Raw genomic sequence first — 18,903 nt, 5'->3', positions numbered from 1 at the left:
GCGCCCATGTCGGTCCTCCGGGATCCCCTCACCCTCGCGGTGCCGTTCTTCATCGCCTTCGTCGTGCTCGAGGCGGTCTCGTTCGCCGTGTTCGCCGACGACGACCTCCGCGGCTACGAGCGCCGCGACACGATCACCAGCGTCGTGAGCGGCATGGTCGCTCTGCTGTTCAACACGGTGGCGCGCGGTGTCGCCCTGCTCGGCTACGCGGTGCTGTACGAGCTGACGCCACTGCGTCTCGACCCGTCGAGCCCGTGGACGTGGGTCGGCGTGCTGCTCGGCGTCGACCTGCTCTGGTACTGCTACCACCGCACCGCGCACCGGGTGCGGCTCGTCTGGGCCGCCCACCAGGCGCACCACAACAGCGAGTACTTCAACTTCTCCACCGCGGCCCGCCAGAAGTGGAACCCGTGGTTCGAGATGCTGTTCTGGGTGCCCTTGCCCCTGCTCGGCGTGCCGCCGTGGATGGTGTTCACGGCCTTCTCGATCACCCTCGTCTACCAGTTCCTCGTGCACACCGAGCGGATCGGCCGGCTGCCGGCGCCGGTCGAGTTCGTGTTCAACACGCCGTCGCACCACCGGGTGCACCACGCGAGCGACCCCGAGTACCTCGACCGCAACTACGGCGGGATGCTCATCGTCTGGGACCGGTTGTTCGGCACCTACGCCGAGGAGCGGCAGCGCCCCCGCTACGGCCTGACCACCCCGCCGCCCACCCGCCACGTCGCCGGGCTGCAGTACCACGAGTTCGCCGCCATCTGGCGCGACGTCCGCGCGGCGACGACGTGGCGCGAGCGGCTCGCGCACGTGTTCGCCCCGCCGGGGCGGACGGCTCCGCCGGTCACGACGCCGGCTCCCGGGACCGGAGTCGCCGGGTCGCCACGCACGATGTCGTGACGACGAGGACGGCCCCGACCACGGCGGCGACCGGCACCCCCGTCCAGCACAGGCCCGGGACACCGAGGACCACACCGACGACGACCGGCGTCGCGGCGGGGGCGGCGGTCAGCGCGGTGACGTAGAGGGCGAGGTGGACCTTCACGGCCCACGCCGGGGTCGGGCCCCCGGTGGCGTCGAGCGGGAGGACCGCGACCGTCGAGCCCAGCCCGACGACCGCCGCGCCGCCCGCCAGCAGCGCCGGCGTGAGGGTCACGACCCACGGCCAGGCCCAGGCGTCGCCGGAGAGCCACACCCCGAGAACGCCCGCGACCACGGCCGGAGGCGCGACCAGGAGTGCCCACGCGATCTGGCGCCCCCGCAGGTCCGGCGTCGTCCACCCCGGGACGAGGCGCGTGAGCCAGGTCGACCCGCCGTCGAACCCGGACAGGTTCGACGCGCACGCCGCCGCGATGACGGTCCACCCGACCCCGACGAACGGCAGCAACGCGGTGGTCGAGGTCAGGGCCGCGACCGCGGCGGCGCCCACGCTGACGAGGGCCGCGAGGACCAGACAGGTCAGACGCAGGGGGTCGCGGAGCCACAGCCGCAGCTCCCGGCCGACGACGGCACCCGTCGGTCCGCCGGGGAGGACGCGCCGTCGGGTCCTGCTCCCGCGACCCGGCCGCGACGGGGCGGCCGCCCCGGCCAGGCGCCGTTCGAGCGCGGCGGGGAGCGCAGCCGCGGCGGCCAGGGTGACCAGGGCGAGCCCCACCAGCGGCAGGGCCACCGCGGCCGGACGTCCACCGGCGTCGACCGCGAGGAGGCCCCAGCCCGACGGCAGTCCCCGCACGGCGGTGGTGAGCGGGCCTGGCCCGTCGAGGGCGCGGAGGAGGAACGGCAGGGCGCCGCCCGCGAGGGCGACCACGGCGAGGCCGAGTGCCGTGGCCATCGTCGCGAGGTCCCGGCCACGGCGGCGCGCGGGAGCGACCAGGGCTCCGGCGAGCGCGGCGAGGACGACGGTCAGGAGCACCGTCAGGACCCAGGCCAGGAGCCCCACCAGCACCGCACCCGCCGCCACGCCGCGGACGACCAGCGCGCCGAGGGCAAGGGCGGTGACGAGGGTCGCGGGCTCCCGCAGGCCAATGAGGAGGGTCGCCGCCGCGAGGACCCGGTGCCGGATCGGCAGCAGGGCGAGCATCTCGGGCGGCAGGACGGGGTCGCCCCCGGCGAGCGCGGCCTGGGTCACCTGCCCGCCCACCCACAGCGCGAGGACGAAGGACAGCGTCCCCGGGGTCCCGACGAGGCCGAGCCACACCGTCGATCCCGCGCAGGCGAGACCGAGCAGCCCGGCCAGGACGAGCCAGCGGGTCCCCGTGCCCGCCACGGTGTGCGCGAGCACGGCGGCCCGCATCCGGATCAGGGTCCCAACCACGCGAGCCCCGTCGGGTCCACGTCCGCGCCGACCAACGTCGCGAAGCTCTCCTCGAGGGTGCGGCCGGCGCGGACCTCCTCGGTGGTCCCGCAGGCCACCAGCCGACCACGGTCCATCACGGCCACGTGGTCGCAGAGCGTCTCCACGAGCGCCATGACGTGGCTGGACCAGATCACCGCCCCGCCGGCGGCCGCGTAGCGCACGAGCAGGGCGCGGATCGTCGCGGCGGACACCGGATCCACGGCCTCGAGCGGTTCGTCGAGCACCAGCAGGCGCGGGTTGTGCAGGAGCGCGGCGGCGAGCGCGAGCTTCTTGGTCATCCCCGTCGAGTAGTCGACGACGAGGGTCCGGTCGCCGTGCGTGAGGTCGAGGACGCGGAGCAGCTCGTCGGTCCGCGAGGCGACCTCCTCGGCGTCGAGACCACGCAGCAGCCCGAGGTAGGTCAGCAGCTCCCGACCGGTCAGCCGCCCGGGGAGCGGGAGTCCGGCCGGCAGCGCGCCGACCAGGGAGGCCGCGCGGTACCGGTCGGCGGTCCCGCAGACCGTGACGGTGCCCCGGTCCGGCCGCAGGAGGCCGACGGCGACCGACAGCGCCGTCGTCTTGCCCGCCCCGTTCGGTCCGACGAGCCCGAGGATGCTCCCGGCCGCGACGGTGAGGTCCAGGTCGTCGACGGCGAGCGTGTCGCCGAAGTGCTTCGTGATGCCGCGCAGGGCCAGGACGTCGCTCACGGCCGCGGCTCCGGGGCGTCGGGTGCGGTGGCCCGGACGAAGGTCGCGGCGAGTTCGTGGGCCGCCCGGCGGACCTGCTCCTCGCCGGCGGGCGGGACCGCGACCACGGCGTCGATCGCGCCGGTGACCGCGAGCGCCATCAGCTCGGGGTCGAAGGACCCGAAGGCCCCGTGCGCCTGGCCGTCCCGGAGGAGCGCGGCGAGGGCACCCACGCGGTCGGTGAGTCCGGCGGTCGCATCGTCGGCCGGGGCGCTGCGGCCGGGCGCCGCGAGGACCTCACGCAGTGCGCGGACGTGCGCGGGGTGCTCGGCCACCAGCTCGACGTTCGCCGCGATCCGCGCGGACAGCGTGCCGACGTGCCCCTCGGCCGCCTCGATGCGCGGGCCCATGAACGCCACCGCCGCCCGCACCACCTCGGCGAGGACCTCGTCGAGCAGGTCCGCCTTGTCGGCGAAGTGGTAGCTGATCAGGCCGGTGCTGCTCAGGCCCGCCCACCGCGCGATCCGGGTGAAGGTCGTGGCGCCGTGACCGACCTCCGCGAGCACCTCGATCGTGGCGGCCACGATCTGTCGTCGACGGGCCGCCTCGGTGACGGAGCGGTTTGCTTGCACGAGCAAAGACTAGCTCAGCTGAGCAAGAACCTCCTCAGCCGACCGACCGCAGTGCCGCGTCGATGATCGACACGCCCCGGTCGATCTCCTCCTCGGTCGCCGTCAGCGGCGGCGCGATGCGGAACGTCCCGCCCATCCCGGGGAGCTGCACGATGTTCACGTGCAGCCCGAGCTCGGCGCACCGCGCGGTGACCGCGGCACCCAGCCGGTCGGCGTCCTCGCGCATCCTCCCCCCGTCGCTCCGCTCGCCCGGGTCCAGCTCCAGGCCCACCATCAGCCCGCGCCCGCGCACGTCGGCCACCACGTCGTGCGGCAACGCCGACAGCCCGGCCCGCAGCCGCTCCCCCAGCTCCCGGGCGCGCACGTCGAGCCGGTCGCGCTGCAGGACGTCGAGCACGGTCAGCCCCACGGCCGCCGGCAGCGGGTCGTTGACGTGCGTGGTGAAGAAGAGGAAGCCTCGGTCGTGCGCCCGCTCCTCGATCTCGGCGCTCGTGACGACGGCCGCGAGCGGCAGCCCGGCGCCGAGGGTCTTGGAGAGCGTGAGGATGTCGGGCACCACGCCGTCGCGCTCGACGGCGTACCAGTCGCCGGTGCGGCAGAGCCCGGTCTGCGCCTCGTCGACGATCAGCAGCATGCCCCGCTCCCGGCACTTCTCCGCGAGCGCCGCGAGGTAGCCGGGCGGCAGGTCGACGACCCCGCCGGAGGACAGGATCGGCTCCACCAGGCACGCGGCGAGCGCCCCGACCGACTGTGCGTCGACCAGCTCGAAGCCGAGGTCGAGCTGCCGGCGCCAGTCGAGCTCGCCGTCGGGACCGACGATCGAGGGCCGGAAGCGGTCGGGCACGGGCAGCGCGAAGTTCCCGGGCGCCGTCGGGCCGTAGCCGACGCGGCCCGCGCTGTAGGTGGCGTTGGCCGCGGCCTGGGTCATCCCGTGCCACGACCGGGCGAACGAGACGACCTCGTGTCCCCCGGTGACCAGCTTCGCCATCCGCAGCGCGGCCTCGTTGGCCTCCGCACCCGTCGTCAGGAAGACGGCCTTCTCGAGCGGGGCGGGCAGCGTGTCGACCAGGCGCTCGGCGAGGTCCAGGACCGGGCGGCTGAGCATGCCCGAGTGCAGGTGGTCGAGGGAGGCGACCTGCCGCGCGACGGTCGCGACGATCTCCGGGTGGGAGTGACCGAGGATCGCGCTCATCTGCCCGGAGGTGAAGTCGAGCAGCTCGCGGCCGTCCTCGGTGAACACCGAGCTGCCCGCCGCGCGGGCGATGACGTCGCGCGCGAACGTCCCGCGACCCGAGTAGCGGATGAGGTGCTTCTCGTCGCTCACGTCTCCGGATGCTTCCCGACGTCGGGTCGCTCGGCCAGGGTCTCGGGGTCCCAGCGCGCCCGGAAGAGCCGGATCATGCGGTTCATGACGTCGAGCTGGGCCGGGTTGTAGAGGTCCTCCATCGCCCGACGGACCGTGCGCAGGTAGCGGGGGAGACCGCCGGGGGCGTCCAGGCCGAACCTGGTGATCCGCGGGTCGGCGGTGGCCCGGGCCAGGACCGCGTCGGCGAAGCGCGCGGCGAGCCGGTCCCGGGTCGCCTCGTCGGCGTCCGGGTCCAGCACCTCGAACTCCTCGGTCAGCTCCGGGTCGGTGTCCTCGCCGCGCAGCAGGTCCGCGTAGACCTCCCGGCCCTCGGCCCCGAGCGTCCGGCCCATGACGGTGACGAGGTTCCGGTCGGTCTCCGACAGCGTCGCGGTGGACGCGGCGGCCAGGTCGCTCGGCAGGTCGGTCGGCAGCTCGTGCTCCAGGATGTCCGCGAGCTCCGCCCGCAGCTGCGCCAGCCGGTCGGCCTGCGCGGCGAGGTCCTCGTCGAGCGCGCGCAGGGCCTGCGCCGGGTGCTCGTCGCCGTCCCCGAGCTCGGCGATCTGCGGCAACGAGAACCCGAGGTCGGCCAGGCGCTTGATGCGCAGCAGCCGCACCAGGTGCGCGACGCCGTACTGCTTGTAGCCGTTGCTGCGCCGCTCGGGCTCGGGCAGCAGCCCGACGTCGTGGTAGTGCCGCACCGAGCGCAGGCTGGTGCCGGCGAGCTCGGCGATCTCCCGGGTGCTCCAGCCCACGGCGGGCAGTCTGCCCTTGACCGTGCCGCGACGTCACGGTGTCGGCTCGCACCATGACACCGCTGATCCCCGTCGAGGCCCTCGTCTCCCCGCCCGAGCGCGCCGGCGCCACGCTCTCCCCCGACGGCGGGCGGATCGCCTTCCTCGCGCCGTGGAAGGACCGCCTGAACGTCTGGGTCGCCCCGGTCGACGACCTCGACGCCGCCCGCTGCGTCACGGCCGACGGGACCCGCGGCATCCTCCAGTACCGCTGGGTCGACGACCGCTGGCTCGTCTACGCCCAGGACACCGGCGGCGACGAGCACTTCCACCTCCACCGCGTCGACCTCGCCGACCCGGACGCGCCGATCGTCGACCTCACGCCCTTCCCCGGCGCACGGGTCTTCGGCCACGACCTGCCCCCGGCCCGGCCCGGCCGCCTGGTGGTCACGATGAACCACGTGCGCCCCGAGCGGGTCGACACCTGCGAGATCGACGTCGCGACCGGCGAGCTCACGCTCGTCGCCGCCGGCGACACCGAGGTCGGGGGCACGATGGTCGGCCCGGACGGCGACCTCTACGGCATCGGCCAGGACGACGAGGGCCACTGGACGGTGAACCACCGCCGACCCGACGGCTCCGTCCGCGTCGTCGCCGCCCTCGACGGGGCCGATCATCCCACCGGCCCGTTCCCGACCCAGCTCACCCCGGACGGGACCGGGCTGTGGATCGGCCGGCACGGGCACACCGACCGTCTGCGCCTGGTGCACCTCGACCTCGCGACGGGCGTGGAGACCGAGGTCGCCGGCCACCCGACCTACGACCTCGACACCCGCGCCCAGGTCTTCCCGACGATTCCCTCGCCCCTGATCCGCGACCGTGGGGGCGAGCTGCTCGCCGTGCGGTACTCGCGCGAGCGCCAGGTGATCATCCCGGTCGACGACGGATTCGAGGCGGTGCTCGAGCAGCTCGAGGCCTTGTCGGACGGCGACGTGGGAGCGCTGTCGACCGACGCGTCGGGCCGGCGGTGGCTGGTCACGTTCGTCCACGACCGGGAGTGGGGCGCGACCTGGCTCTACGACCACGCGACCGGCGAGGCGCGCCTGCTCTTCCGGGCGCACCCGCACCTGGACCCGGCGACGTTGGCCCCGACCGTGCCGGTGACCGTGCGCGCCCGGGACGGTCGCGACCTGCCGTCGTACCTGACCCGACCGCTGGACGCCGAGGGTCCCGGCCCGATGGTGCTCGTGCCCCACGGGGGCCCCTGGACGCGCGACGCGTGGGGGAACGACCCGGTCGCGCAGCTCTTCGCCAACCGCGGCTACGCGGTGCTGCAGGTGAACTTCCGCGGCTCGACGGGGTTCGGGCGCGACCACATGCGGGCCGGGATCGGGGAGCTGGCCGGCGCCATACAGGACGACCTGGTCGACGCGGTGTCCTGGGCGGTGGCGGAGGGTTACGCGGACCCGGACCGCGTGGGCGTCTTCGGGGGTTCCTACGGCGGCTACGCGACGCTGACGGCGGTGACGCGCGACCCCGGCCTGTTCGCGGCTGCCGTCGACTACGTCGGCATCTCGAACCTGGCGACGTTCATGCTCGCCCTGCCCGAGGCGATCCGGCCCGGGCTGCGCCACAACTGGTACGCCTACGTCGGCGACCCCGAGGACCCGGCGCAGTACGCGGACATGATCGAGCGCTCGCCGATCACCCACGCCGACCGCATCGTCACGCCGTTGATGGTCTTCCAGGGCGCCAACGACGTCCGGGTGCCGCAGGCCGAGTCGGACACGATCGTCGCCTCGCTGCGCGCCCGCGGGGTCGAGGTGGACTACCGCGTCTACGCCGACGAGGGGCACATGTTCGCCCAGACCGAGAACCTCGTCGACATGTTCCGGGCGACCGAGCGGTTCCTCGCCGAGCACCTGGGCGGCCGCTCGCTCACGCGGTGATGGGCGGGGCGGCCGCCTCCGCGACGCCGTGGGCCGCGAGCCGGTCGAGGTAGTCGGCGACGAGCTGCGAGTTCTCGTTCGCGTCGATCTCGACGGCCTTCCCCCACCTCATCCGTACGACGTGCACGCCGCGGTTGAGGTAGGGGACGCCGTCGAGGGGCTCCTGGGTCGCCTCCCACCGGATGACCGCCACCGTGTCGTGCGGGAGACCCTTCACCCAGACGTCCGTCACGCGGAGGGCGAGCGTCGGCGTCAGCCGGCCCAGGCGCTCGAACCACCGTCCGAGAGCCTCGCGGGAGTGGCGCTCGCCGCCGAGGGCGTGGTCGCCGCCGAAGCGGTGGTGGATGTCCGGGCTGCACGCGGCCAGCACGGCCCCGTAGTCCCGGGCGGCCACCCGGTCGAAGGTGCGACGGGCGACGCGGCGGACGATGGCGTGGTACACGGCGGCTGCGCCTCTCCTCGACGACGGATGCCGAGATGATGCCCGAACGGATAGTTTCAGTATCCGTTTTATGCCGAGTGTGGTCTGCTTCACGTGCGGCTTGAGTGTGCCGCAGCGTCACGGAGTCAGCTGAGGTCATGAGCGAACAGCAGCAGACCGACGCTCCGACGCGACCGGCACCGACGGCCCTCGAGCAGATGGGCGGCGTACAGGGCTTCGTCTACTCCACGATCCCGGTGATCGTGTTCGTCACGGCGAACGCGTTCCTCTCCCTGCCGATCACGCTCGCCGTCTCCCTCGCGGCCGGCCTCGGCCTGACGATCCTGCGGCTGGTCCGGGGCGAGAAGGTCGCCTCGGCGGTGGGCAGCCTGCTCGGCGTCGGGGTCGCCGCCGCCGTCGTCGCGTTCACCGGGTCGGCGCGGGACTTCTTCGTCATCGGCATCTGGGCCTCCCTGGCCGGCTTCGTGGTGACCGCCGGGTCCCTGCTGGCGCGACGGCCGATCACCGGCGTCGTGTGGAACCTGGTGCACGGCGGCACGCACGCGTGGCGGACCGACCGCCGGGTCCTGCGCGCCCACGACCTCGCCACGCTCGCGGCCGCGGTCGTGTTCGGCGCCCGCTTCGTCATCCAGCAGTGGCTCTACCTCGCCGACGCGACCGGCGGACTCGGCATCGCCCGCGTCGTCATGGGGACGCCGCTGACGGTGCTCGCCGCCGTCGTCGTCGTGTGGGCCTTCCGGCGCAGCTCGAAGCGGCTGCTCTGAGCGCGTCGATCGAGGACGGGCGTCGCCTCCACCTCGACCGGGACGTCCGGCTCCCGGCGAGTGGCACTCAAGCAGTTCCGGCGGTCCCGTGTACCACTCGACACGGGGACGACGAAGGGCCCGTCACCGGTCGGTGACGGGCCCTCGTGATGCGCGCCCGAAGGGATTCGAACCCCTAACCTTCTGATCCGTAGTCAGATGCTCTATCCGTTGAGCTACGGGCGCAGGATCTTGAGTTGTTCGGCGGCAGACTACTGCCACTGCCGCAGCGGAGGCTCCGGGATTTGAACCCGGGATGGGGGGTTACCCCAAACCGCATTAGCAGTGCGGCGCCATAGACCAGACTAGGCGAAGCCTCCCGGAGCCCTGGGGCCCACCGGGAGAAGACATTACACGTCGCCCGCGAGGCCCTTGACGGCCACCCCCACGACGATGGCGGTCCAGTCCCGCCGAGTGGGAGCAGAGCGCCATCGTCACCACGCCTGCCGTCGGGACCCCGGTGAGCGGTGTGAGCCATCAGGATCGCCGCATGCGGGCGCGGCCCACGGGTAGCCCCGGGGTATGAAGGCGACTCTCATCTACGGAGCAGGCGACATCCGGGTCGAGGAGGTCCCCGACCCGAAACTGGAGAACCCGACGGACGCGATCGTCCGGATCACGCACTCCTGCATCTGCGGCTCCGACCTCTGGCCGTACAAGAGCCGCGAGGCGACCGACGAGGGCGGCCGGATCGGCCACGAGTTCATCGGCGTCGTCGAGGAGACCGGCTCGGACATCAGCCGGCTCAAGCAGGGCGACGTCGTCGTCGCGCCGTTCTTCTACGCCGACGGCACCTGCGAGTACTGCCGGGCCGGCCTCACCACCGCCTGCCCGAACGGCAGCGCGTGGGGCGCCGAGACGGACGGCGGCCAGGGCGAGGCGGCGCGCGTCCCCTTCGCCGACCACTCGCTGATGAAGCTGGACGTGCCGGTCGAGTCCGACCTCATGCCGAGCCTCCTCACGCTGTCCGACGTGTTCGGCACCGGCCACCACGCCGCGGTGTCGGCGCGGGTGGAGCCGGGCAAGGACGTCGTCGTCGTGGGTGACGGGGCCGTCGGCCTGCTCGCCGTGCTCGCCGCGAAGCGCCTCGGCGCCGAGCGGATCGTCCTCATGGGCCACCACAAGGCCCGCACCGACCTCGGCCGTGAGTTCGGCGCCACCGACGTCGTCGAGGAGCGCGGCGAGGAGGGCGAGCAGAAGGTCCGCGACATCCTCGGGACCGACGGCGCCCACTCGACCGTGGAGGCCGTCGGCTACGACCAGTCGCTGACGACGGCGCTCAACGTGACGAAGCCCGGCGGGTTCGTCGGGATCGTCGGCGTCCCGCAGAGCGGCGCCATCCCGAACGCCGCCCGCAAGTTCGGCGCGAACATCACCATCGCCGGTGGCATCGCGCCGACCCAGGCCAACATGCACGAGCTGCTGCCCGACGTGATGGACGGGAAGATCCAGCCCGGCAAGGTCTTCGACCGGACCATCGGGCTCGACGAGACCCCCGAGGGCTACCGCGCGATGAACGACCGTGAGGCGCTCAAGGTGCTGGTGCGGCCGTAGGAGGGGGTGCGCTCCGCGCAGGTGAGCACTTTTCCGTGCCCTGGCACGGAATAATGCTCACCTGCGGAGCACCCGCAGCACCGCGGGCGGCCTGCCCCCGTAGCCCTCCGCCTCGAAGGCGGCGACGGCGATGCGGGGCAGGTCGCGCACCGCGTCGAAGACCAGGAAGCGCGGCACCCAGGTCGGGCCGAACCGGGCGTTGAACCGGTAGAGCGTCTCGATCTGCCACCAGCGCGAGGCGATCCGCAACAGTCGCGCCCACAGCCGCGCCACCGGTCCCGCCCCGATCTTCTCCCCGCGCTCGAGGGCCGAGCGGAACACCGCGAAGTTGAGCGACACCCGGTCGACACCGAGCCCCCGGCAGGCGCCGAGCAGGTCGGTGATCAGCAGCTCGTTGAGCCCGTTCTCGGTGACCGCGGGGTCGCGGATCATGAGGTCGAGCGAGAGCCCCTCGGTGCCCCACGGGACGAACTGCAGCAGTCCGCGTGGGCTGCCCTCGGCCTCCGCCACGACGACGACGGCCTCCGGGTCGGCCTCCGCGTCGGCCACGCGGGAGAGCGCCATGGAGAAGCCGCGCTCGTCGGGCCCGCCCCGCCAGCGCTCCACGCAGGCGATCAGATCGGCCAGCTCCTCGGCCGGCACGTCCCGGAGTCGCCGCACGGTGGTCTCGTAGCCCGCCCGCTTGATCCGCGAGACCGCCTGCCGGACGGTGCGCATGGCCCGGCCCTGCAGGGAGAAGGTGGCGACGTCGACGACGGCCTCGTCGCCGAGTTCGATCGCGTCGAGCCCGGCCTCGCGGGACCACACGCGCGCGCCGGTCTCCGAGCAGCCGAGCACCGCGGGCACCCAGCCGTGTCGGCGGCAGACGGCGACGAACCCCTCGATGGCGCCCGGCCACGCCTCGACGTCGCCGAGCGGGTCACCCGAGGCGAGGGCGACCCCGGCCACCACGCGGTAGGCGACGGCCGACTTGCCCGACTCGGAGAACACCACCGCCTTGTCCCGGCGCAGCGCGAAGTAGCCCAGCGAGTCGGCCTTCCCGTGCCGCTCGAGCAGGCCGCGGATGCCGGTGACCTCGTCGGGGGTGAGTTCCGGGCGCGGCTCGGCCGAGCGCAGCAGGAAGTACCCGCCGAGGACCACCGCGCCGATGCCGAAGGTGAGGCCGACCGCGGACGTCAGGTCGTCGTACCACGCGAACCGGAACTCGACCGGCCCCTCGACGCCGATCAGCGAGAGCAGCGCGTGCAGCAGCTTCTCCCCCACCGACGGGCGGTCGAGGAGGAAGTTCCCCCGGACGAACAGCAGCATGGCGCTGACGATCACGAAGCCCGCGACGGCGAGCTGCAGCACGACGCGCAGCGCCACGAGCCGGCCGACCGGGTCGGGCAGGGCGTCGAACTCGCGGCGCGTCCAGAGCAGCCCGACGAGCAGCACCACCGCGACGACCAGCGGCGGGATCGGGTGCCGCCCGAGGGCGTGCGAGGCCACGATCACCACGCAGAGGGCGACGGCGAGCTGCCACGCACGGCGCTTGCGACGGCGCAGCCCGGTGGCGAGCAGCATGAGGCCGACCCCCGCCGTGGCGAGCACGACGGTGCCCACCAGCGTCGCCTCGACCGGGAGCCCGAACCACGCGGCCGGCTCCAGCCGTCGTCGGGCGGCGGGGGCCAGGATCGACAGGATCGACAGCAGGCCCACGATCCGGGCGGACCACACCACGACCCGGACGATGCGGGCACGGCGACGTCGTTCCCGGCGGGCCTCGTCCTCGGCCCCCTCCTCGGGGTCAGCGACCCGAGTGCCTGTCACCTGTGACCTCCGGTCCGGTGAGCACGAAGGGTCGCTGTAGCGGACCCTTCCTGCTCACGAGCGTCAGCGCAGATGCGCCTCGAACCAGTTCAGCACGCGGTGCCGTGCCTCGCTCCGGGTGCCCTCCACGCCCTCACCCGCGGCGAGGCCGTCGGGCACGACCGGGGAGTCGGCGTCGTCGAAGCGGTGCTCGGCCTCCGGGTAGACGATCACGTCGACCACGGCACCGGAGGCGTGCGCCGCCTCGCGCAGCCGGTCGACGTCCTCGGGGTCGAGCGGGTCCCCGCTCTCGCCGTAGAGCCCCAACCAGGGGCAGGTCAGCTCCCCGACGACGTCGAGCAGCGGCGGCAGCCCGTCGGCCAGGGGCTGCGCCACCCCGGCGGCCGCGACGGTGACCACGGCGCCGAGGGACCGCTTCGAGGCCACGACGAGCGCCGCGGTCGCCCCGAGGTCGAAGCCGAGGACTCCCATCAGGTCGGCCGCGACGCCGTGCTCGGCCAACCACCCGAACGAGGCGTCGGAGTCGGCCAGCACCGAGGCGCCGGAGACCTCGTCGGCGGAGCCGGTGCCGTGGAAGAGGTGCGGGGCCACCGTGAGCCAGCCCTCGTCGGCGAGGCCCGCCACGATGCGCTCGGTGCGCTCCGTGACGCCCTGCGAGGAGTGCAGCACCACGATCCCGCCGCGCGTCGGCGCCCCGTCCGGCTCACCGACGGTCACCGCGAGCTGGGTGTCGTCGACGAGCGGGATCGTCTCCGTGCGGGTCGTCATGGGAGCAGCCTTCCATGTCCTCGGTCACGGCCGCGGGAGGACCTGACCCGATGGGCGCAACCCGTTCCACCCGTCGGGGCCGCACTACGGTGGAGGCGTGACACCGTTGCGTCCGGATCTGTCGTCGCTGCCCGCCTACGTCGCCGGGCGGACCGTCCCCGGGGCGGTCAAGCTCGCGAGCAACGAGGTCGCGCTGCCGCCGCACCGGCGTGTCCAGGACGCGGTGGCGCAGGCGGTCGCGGCGGGGAACCGCTACCCCGACATCACCGTCACCACGCTCTCCCAGCGCCTCGCCGAGCACCTCGGGGTCGCTCCGGACCGCATCGCCGTCGGCTGCGGCTCGGTGGCGCTGTGCGGCCAGCTGGTCGCGGCCGTGTGCTCGCCCGGCGACGAGGTCGTCTTCCCCTGGCGCTCCTTCGAGGCCTACCCGATCGTGTCGGTGATCGGCCACGCCACGCCCGTGCCGGTGCCCAACACCGCGGGCCACGAGCACGACCTCGAGGCCATGCTCGCGGCGATCACCGACCGCACCCGCATCGTGTTCGTCTGCAACCCGAACAACCCGACCGGCACCGCGATCCGTCGTCGGGAACTGGTCGACTTCATGGCGCGGGTCCCGGAGCACGTCCTCGTCGTGCTCGACGAGGCCTACCGGGAGTTCGTCGCCGACGCGGACGTGCCCGACGGGCTCACGCTGCTCGACGCCCACCCGCACGTCGCGGTGCTGCGCACCTTCTCCAAGGCGCACCGGCTCGCCGGGCTGCGGGTCGGCTACGCGGTCACCGCGCCGGACCTCGCGGCCGCCCTGAAGAGCGTGTCCGTGCCGTTCTCGGTGTCCGCGCCCGCCCAGGCGGCCGCGCTCGCGGCCCTCGACGTCCTCGACGACCTGCTCGCCGACGCGCGCGGGGCCGCCGACGAGGCACAGCGGATGGCGACGGCGTTGCGTGAGGCGGGCTACGAGGTCCCGGAGACCCAGGCCAACTTCTGCTGGCTGCCGCTCGGGGACCGCACGCAGGCGTTCGCCGAGCACGCGCTCGACCACAAGGTGGTCGTGCGGGCCTTTCACCCCGACGGCGTGCGCGTCTCCGCGGGCGCGCCCGAGGAGAACGACCTGCTGCTCGACGCCGCGCGGTCCTTCCCCCGTTCCTGACGCCGGGTGAGGGCCCGGAACGTGGGCCGCTCCACGTAGCGGGTGAGCAGCCACCCGAGCAGGAAGGCCAGGCCGAGGACACCGAGCAGTCGGCCCCAGCCGGTGACGCCCGCGTAGTCCTGCGCGAGCCAGGCGAAGAAGTAGCCGATCTGCTGGTTCATCAGGTAGACGCCGTAGGAGACGCCCGCGGCCCAGCCGACGATCCGCGGCAGCGGGCCGACGCGCAGGAAGTCCCAGTCCGGGCCGAGCGTCGCCGCCCCGACGAGCAGGCAGGCCGCGGCGAGCACGATCGCGGAGTCGGTGTCGGGGGTGATGACCGCCTCGGCGAGGACCCCGGCCGCGGTGAGGGCGGCGAGGTGGGTCAGCGAGATGCGGCGGGTGCTCGCCAGCCACATGGCGAGCCCGATCGCGAACAGCTGCCAGCGCCACATGACGAACCCGTCGGAGAGCACCGCGAGCCAGCCCGTCGCGTACGTCGCGAGCAGCACCGGGGCGATCACGCCGAACCAGGCGAGCGCCGGCAGCACGCCCGGGCGGCGCCAGAGGTCGCGGCCGAGCAGCCCGACGGTGAGCGCCACCAGCGAGAACACCCCGAGCTGGAGCGGCAGCGTCCAGTACGAGTGGTCCATGTAGGTCACGGCCGGGTCGAAGCTCTGGACGAGCAGCAGGTTGCCGACGAGGTCGCGCACCCCGGGACGCCAGTAGCCGAAGTCGGCGGCGAAGAGCGTCGCGACGTAGGTGACGAGCACGGCGACGAGGTAGGCGGGCAGCAGCCGGGCGAGACGCTGGTACCACCAGCGGCCGGGACGGCGCTTCGCGATCGTGACGCAGACGAAGAACGCCGAGATCACCATGAGCGTGTTCGCGCCGGCCTCGACGCTCCACGTGAACGGCGGCGGCGCGAGCCACGGCATGACGCCCTGCGCGGTGTAGGTGGCGTGCTGCACGATCGCCGAGAGCACCGCGAGGACGCGGATCACGTCCCACGAGAGGCGTCGCTCGCCCGACGCGGCCGGGCGCAGGATGCGGCCGGTGGGTTCCGCGCTGCGGACCCGCGTCGGGCGTTCGTCGAGGAGCGTCATCGCGGACGGAAGTTACGGACGGCTCCTGAGCGGTCGCTGAGAGGTGCGTGAGTGCCCGGGGGTGGAGCCGCCGAACGGCCGCGACCGCGCGGCGACCGGGAGGGGCACGACCGTTCGCCGGGAAAAACGGGTATGAGGAGCGCGATGCGGACCATGCGGCTGAGCCCGGTGTCCGATCCGGCGGCCGACCTCGCCGAGATCGCGGGCCTCGAACTGAACTACGACCCCTCGACGACGAGTGGCAAGGGCTGGCACCACGACCGGCTGCGCCACACGCTCGCGGTGGAGGACCCCGGCGACCCCGAACCCGGCGGGCCCTGGGAGATCGCCTGCGCCCTCGTGCACGACTACGAGTTCGCCGACCGGTGGATCATGTCGGCCCTGTTCCACGCCGAGGTCCCGCTGAAGGGCCGCGACATGCTGCTCGAGGGCCGCTTCGTGGTGCTGCGCTTCCCGATGGGCGTGCGCGTGGACACGGTCGTCGACGAGACGCGTGTCCGGGCGGACGGGGCCGAGGAGCGCGTCTGGGGCTGGAGCTACCAGACCCTCGGACAGCACCTGGAGCGCGGCCGGCTGGTCTACGAGGTCGTCAAGAACACGACGACGGGGCGGGTCGAGTTCGTGATCACCGGCGTCTCGTCCCGCGCGTCGATCCCGAACCCGGTCATCGCGCTCGGCTTCCTCGTGTTCGGCCGCTACACCCAGCGGCGCTTCTACCGGGCGGTGGCGAGCAAGCTCGAGGAGCGGGTGCGGCAGGTGCTGGAGGGGCAGCCGCGGCCCACACCGGCGCCCGTCGGGCCGGACGACATCGTGCGGGCTCCCTCGGCCTGACACGGATCTGACAGGCTCGGCCGCGTGACGAGCCCACGCACCCAGTGGCGGCGGCCGATGGTCGCGCGCGACCCGCACGAGTCCCCCCGCGCCGCGTCGCCCCTCGAGCTGCTGTTCGACCTCGCGTTCGTGGTCGCGATCTCCCGCGCGGCCGCCGAGCTGCACCACGCCATCGCCGAGGACCACGTCGGGGCGGGGCTGTTGAGCTACCTGCTCGTCTTCTTCGCCATCTGGTGGTCGTGGATCAACTTCACGTGGTTCGCCTCGGCCTACGACTGCGACGACGCCCCCTACCGCGCCCTCGCCCTGCTCAAGATGGCCGGCGTCCTGGTCCTGGCCGTCGGGGTCCCCGACGTCTTCCGCGGCGATCTCGGCACCGTGATCCTCGGCTACACGATCATGCGGGTCGCGATGGTCGCGCTCTGGCTGCGGGCCGCCGCCGGCGATCCGTCCCGACGACGGGTCTGCCGCACCTACGCGGCCGGGCTGGTCGTCCTGCAGGTGCTCTGGGTGCTGCTGGTGCTCGTCCCCTCGCCGTGGATCTTCGTCGCGGCGGTCGTGCTGATCCTCGCCGAGGTGTCGCTGCCCCCGCTGGCCGAGTCGCGCGGACCGGCGACACCGTGGCACCCGGAGCACATCGCCGAGCGGTACGGCCTGCTCACGCTGATCGTGCTGGGCGAGGTGATCCTCGGGATCACGAACGCGTTCGCCGGCGCGCTGACCCAGACCGGCTTCTCGATCGGCCTGCTCGTCCTCGGGCTGGGCGGGCTGTTCGTGGTGGTCGGACTGTGGTGGATCTACTTCCTGGGTGGCGACGAGGAGGGCCTCACCTCGCTGCGCGTCGCGCTGACCTGGGGTTACGGGCACTACCTGGTGTTCGGGGCGGTGGCCGCGGTCGGCGGCGGGATCGAGGCGGCGGTCGACGTCGAGGAGCACGTCGCGCACGTCTCCCCGGTGACCGCGGCGTTCTCCGTCGCGGTGCCGATCGCCCTCGTGCTCGTGACCCTGACCGCGCTGCGGCGCTTCACCTGGGCGGCCGGCTCCCTCGTGCCGGGCCTGGCCGTCGCGGGTGCGGTCGGGGTCCTCGCCTGCGCCGCCGTCGCCGGCCTGGTCGGCGACGGGGTGTCGATCCTGCTCATGGGCCTCGTGCTGCTGGCCGTGCTCGTGGCCTTCCTGCTCACGACCCGACGGCGGGCCCGGGCGGCGGCCGGCTGAGCATCAGCCGTGGCCCACCGCTGACGCCCGACGTCAGCACATCGCCACGCTCGCGGGCAGGATCGGGAACCATGACCGTCGTGCAGACCGTGGCCGCCGCGCTGAACCGGGTCGTGCTCCCCCTCGTGCGGCGCGGGGTCGGCGCCGGTTCGCTCGCGATCGTCACGTACACCGGGCGGCGCTCGGGGCGGACGTTCTCGTTCCCGGTCGGCTACCGGCGCGACGGTGACCACGTGTGGATCGGGATCGGAGCACCGGCGCAGAAGAGCTGGTGGCGCAACTTCCTGGGCGACGGCGGACCGGTCTCCCTGCTGCTCGACGGCCGGACCCGCACCGGGCACGCCGTCGCCGTGCGCGACGGCGAGGTCGACGTGCACGTGGAGGTCACGCTCGATCCGGCGTGACCTCCCGGCGGGAACCCATCTGCTCGAACATCCGGACGAGGCTGTCCGGGGCGTCGGGGCCGTACATGAGGTCGTGGAGCTCCAGCCCGTCGGCCGTCTCGTCCCGGGCGAACATGGCCTGTTCGAACACGGTGAGCGCGGCCTCGACGTCGTCGGGGTGGGCGGCGAGCGCGAGGGCCAGTTCCGCGCCGTCCTGCATCGCGAGGTTGGCGCCGTCGCCGTTCGGGAGCGCGAGGTGGGCGGCGTCGCCGACGAGGGTGACGCCGGGCACGCGCTCCCAGCGGTGGCCGACGGGGAGGGTGTGGAGGCGCCGCACGACCGGCGCCGTGTCGCTCTCGGTGAGCAGCGCGGTCAGCTCGGGGGCCCAGCCCTCGAACTCGGCGGCGACCCTGGCGGTGAGCGTGTCCGCGTCGAGTGCGTCGAACCAGGCGAGCGGGCGGGTCAGCGCGACGTAGCCGTGGAGCGTGCCGCCGCTCTCGCGGTGAGCCGAGATGCCCTGTCCGGGGGCGAGGGCCATGAGCGCTCCGCCGCCGACGACCGCGGCCGCGGCGGGGTGGCGGGTGTCGCCGTCGTACAGCCACGTCTCGACGTACGAGTGGCCGGCGTAGGTCGGCGTGGCGTCGGAGAGCAGCGGGCGGACCTTCGACCACGCGCCGTCCGCGCCGACGAGGACGTCGGTCGTCGCGCTCGTGCCGTCGGCGAAGGACAGCTCGTGGCGGCCGTCGCCGAGCGGCCGCACCGACGTGATCTTGTGACCCCACCGCACGGTGCCCTCCGGCAGCGACTCGAGCAGCAGCCGGCGCAGCTCCGCGCGCTGGACCTCGGGTCGGCCCCCGGAGCCGTCGTCGGGCTCGTCGAGCAGGACCGTCCCCTGCGCGTCGAGGATGCGCATCGCCTCGCGCCCCTCCAGGACGAGGGCCCGGAAGCCTGCGGTGAGCCCGGCGGCCTCGAGGGCCGCCTGCCCGTCCTGCTCGTGGATGTCGAGCATCCCGCCCTGGGCGCGGGCGTCGGCCGAGGCCTCCGCCTCGTACACGACGGCGGGGATGCCCTGCACGTGCAGGACGCGGGCGAGCACCAGGCCGCCGAGGCCGGCACCGACGATCGTGACCATGTCAGCTCCTCTGGAACGTTGTTCCATCGCAGTTTGGAACGCGGTTCCAGCCGTGT

The 18,903-nt window shown here is 73.6% G+C and carries 18 protein-coding genes and 2 tRNA genes; 8 read left to right on the top strand and 12 right to left on the bottom strand.

What is annotated here, in order from left to right; all coding sequences use genetic code 11:
* Positions 1–6 precede the first annotated feature (6 nt).
* Positions 7–897 (top strand): sterol desaturase family protein, encoded by an 891-nt coding sequence (locus QSK00_RS12040; protein ID WP_285590885.1) that lies wholly within the window; start codon positions 7–9, stop codon positions 895–897.
* Here QSK00_RS12040 and QSK00_RS12035 read toward each other — a convergent pair.
* The 5 genes from QSK00_RS12035 to QSK00_RS12015 form a co-directional block, all read right to left on the bottom strand.
* The gene (locus tag QSK00_RS12035; protein WP_285590883.1) at positions 842–2,290 is read right to left on the bottom strand and encodes a hypothetical protein; all 1,449 of its coding nucleotides are present in this window, start codon (positions 2,288–2,290) and stop codon (positions 842–844) included. The genes QSK00_RS12040 and QSK00_RS12035 overlap by 56 nt on opposite strands.
* Before the next feature lie 5 nt (positions 2,291–2,295).
* Positions 2,296–3,039 carry an ABC transporter ATP-binding protein gene (locus QSK00_RS12030; protein WP_285590881.1) on the bottom strand — a complete coding sequence of 248 codons (744 nt, stop codon included), beginning with the start codon at positions 3,037–3,039 and terminating at the stop codon, positions 2,296–2,298.
* Positions 3,036–3,602 (bottom strand): TetR family transcriptional regulator, encoded by a 567-nt coding sequence (locus QSK00_RS12025; protein WP_285590879.1) that lies wholly within the window; start codon positions 3,600–3,602, stop codon positions 3,036–3,038. The genes QSK00_RS12030 and QSK00_RS12025 overlap by 4 nt, the downstream gene beginning before the upstream one ends.
* Before the next feature lie 82 nt (positions 3,603–3,684).
* The gene (locus QSK00_RS12020; protein WP_285590877.1) at positions 3,685–4,974 is read right to left on the bottom strand and encodes an aspartate aminotransferase family protein; all 1,290 of its coding nucleotides are present in this window, start codon (positions 4,972–4,974) and stop codon (positions 3,685–3,687) included.
* Positions 4,971–5,750: a helix-turn-helix domain-containing protein gene (locus QSK00_RS12015; protein WP_285590875.1), complete on the bottom strand. Its 780-nt coding sequence runs from the start codon at positions 5,748–5,750 to the stop codon at positions 4,971–4,973. The genes QSK00_RS12020 and QSK00_RS12015 overlap by 4 nt, the downstream gene beginning before the upstream one ends.
* 53 nt (positions 5,751–5,803) lie before the next feature.
* Here QSK00_RS12015 and QSK00_RS12010 point away from each other — a divergent pair, with 53 nt between their 5' ends.
* A complete protein-coding gene (locus tag QSK00_RS12010; RefSeq protein WP_285590873.1) occupies positions 5,804–7,678 on the top strand; it encodes a prolyl oligopeptidase family serine peptidase in 1,875 nt (624 codons plus the stop codon).
* Here the strand turns inward: QSK00_RS12010 and QSK00_RS12005 are convergent.
* Positions 7,668–8,120 (bottom strand): nuclear transport factor 2 family protein, encoded by a 453-nt coding sequence (locus tag QSK00_RS12005; RefSeq protein ID WP_285590871.1) that lies wholly within the window; start codon positions 8,118–8,120, stop codon positions 7,668–7,670. The genes QSK00_RS12010 and QSK00_RS12005 overlap by 11 nt on opposite strands.
* Before the next feature lie 137 nt (positions 8,121–8,257).
* Between QSK00_RS12005 and QSK00_RS12000 the strand changes: the two genes are divergently transcribed.
* Positions 8,258–8,884 carry a DUF3159 domain-containing protein gene (locus QSK00_RS12000; RefSeq protein WP_285590869.1) on the top strand — a complete coding sequence of 209 codons (627 nt, stop codon included), beginning with the start codon at positions 8,258–8,260 and terminating at the stop codon, positions 8,882–8,884.
* 152 nt (positions 8,885–9,036) lie between these two features.
* On the opposite strand, the gene QSK00_RS11995 is transcribed toward QSK00_RS12000, so the two are convergent.
* Positions 9,037–9,109 (bottom strand) — tRNA-Arg (locus QSK00_RS11995).
* Between the two features lie 44 nt (positions 9,110–9,153).
* Positions 9,154–9,243: transfer RNA gene (locus QSK00_RS11990), tRNA-Ser, on the bottom strand.
* 202 nt (positions 9,244–9,445) lie between these two features.
* Between QSK00_RS11990 and QSK00_RS11985 the strand changes: the two genes are divergently transcribed.
* Entirely contained in the window at positions 9,446–10,477 is a 1,032-nt protein-coding gene (locus tag QSK00_RS11985) for a zinc-binding dehydrogenase (RefSeq protein WP_285590867.1), read from the top strand.
* A 57-nt stretch (positions 10,478–10,534) separates the two neighbouring features.
* Here QSK00_RS11985 and QSK00_RS11980 read toward each other — a convergent pair whose 3' ends face one another.
* On the bottom strand, positions 10,535–12,286 hold the full coding sequence (locus QSK00_RS11980; RefSeq protein ID WP_285590865.1) for a phosphatidylglycerol lysyltransferase domain-containing protein: 1,752 nt from the start codon (positions 12,284–12,286) through the stop codon (positions 10,535–10,537).
* A gap of 63 nt (positions 12,287–12,349) precedes the next feature.
* Entirely contained in the window at positions 12,350–13,054 is a 705-nt protein-coding gene (locus QSK00_RS11975; RefSeq protein ID WP_285590863.1) for a dienelactone hydrolase family protein, read from the bottom strand.
* A gap of 97 nt (positions 13,055–13,151) precedes the next feature.
* On the opposite strand from QSK00_RS11975, the gene hisC reads away from it, so the two are divergent.
* Entirely contained in the window at positions 13,152–14,204 is a 1,053-nt protein-coding gene (gene hisC / locus QSK00_RS11970; RefSeq protein ID WP_285590861.1) for a histidinol-phosphate transaminase, read from the top strand.
* Here hisC and QSK00_RS11965 read toward each other — a convergent pair.
* The gene (locus tag QSK00_RS11965; RefSeq protein ID WP_285590859.1) at positions 14,117–15,286 is read right to left on the bottom strand and encodes an acyltransferase family protein; all 1,170 of its coding nucleotides are present in this window, start codon (positions 15,284–15,286) and stop codon (positions 14,117–14,119) included. The genes hisC and QSK00_RS11965 overlap by 88 nt on opposite strands.
* 144 nt (positions 15,287–15,430) lie before the next feature.
* Here QSK00_RS11965 and QSK00_RS11960 point away from each other — a divergent pair, with 144 nt between their 5' ends.
* From QSK00_RS11960 to QSK00_RS11950, 3 genes are all read left to right on the top strand, one after another.
* Complete coding sequence (locus QSK00_RS11960; protein WP_285590856.1) at positions 15,431–16,117, top strand: DUF1990 family protein; 687 nt, start codon at positions 15,431–15,433, stop codon at positions 16,115–16,117.
* 24 nt (positions 16,118–16,141) lie between these two features.
* On the top strand, positions 16,142–17,332 hold the full coding sequence (locus tag QSK00_RS11955) for a low temperature requirement protein A (protein WP_285590854.1): 1,191 nt from the start codon (positions 16,142–16,144) through the stop codon (positions 17,330–17,332).
* 71 nt (positions 17,333–17,403) lie between these two features.
* Positions 17,404–17,736 (top strand): nitroreductase/quinone reductase family protein, encoded by a 333-nt coding sequence (locus QSK00_RS11950; RefSeq protein ID WP_285590852.1) that lies wholly within the window; start codon positions 17,404–17,406, stop codon positions 17,734–17,736.
* Here QSK00_RS11950 and QSK00_RS11945 read toward each other — a convergent pair.
* Positions 17,717–18,847 (bottom strand): FAD-dependent oxidoreductase, encoded by a 1,131-nt coding sequence (locus QSK00_RS11945; protein WP_285590850.1) that lies wholly within the window; start codon positions 18,845–18,847, stop codon positions 17,717–17,719. The two genes, QSK00_RS11950 and QSK00_RS11945, sit on opposite strands and share 20 nt — an antisense overlap.
* Between the last annotated feature and the right edge of the window lie 56 nt (positions 18,848–18,903).

The organism is Actinomycetospora sp. NBRC 106378 (genome assembly GCF_030269685.1).
In the GTDB taxonomy this organism is placed as follows: Bacteria; Actinomycetota; Actinomycetes; order Mycobacteriales; family Pseudonocardiaceae; genus Actinomycetospora.
Note: the sequence above shows the minus strand (reverse complement) of the source record. Positions and strands in the feature narration are given on the sequence as shown.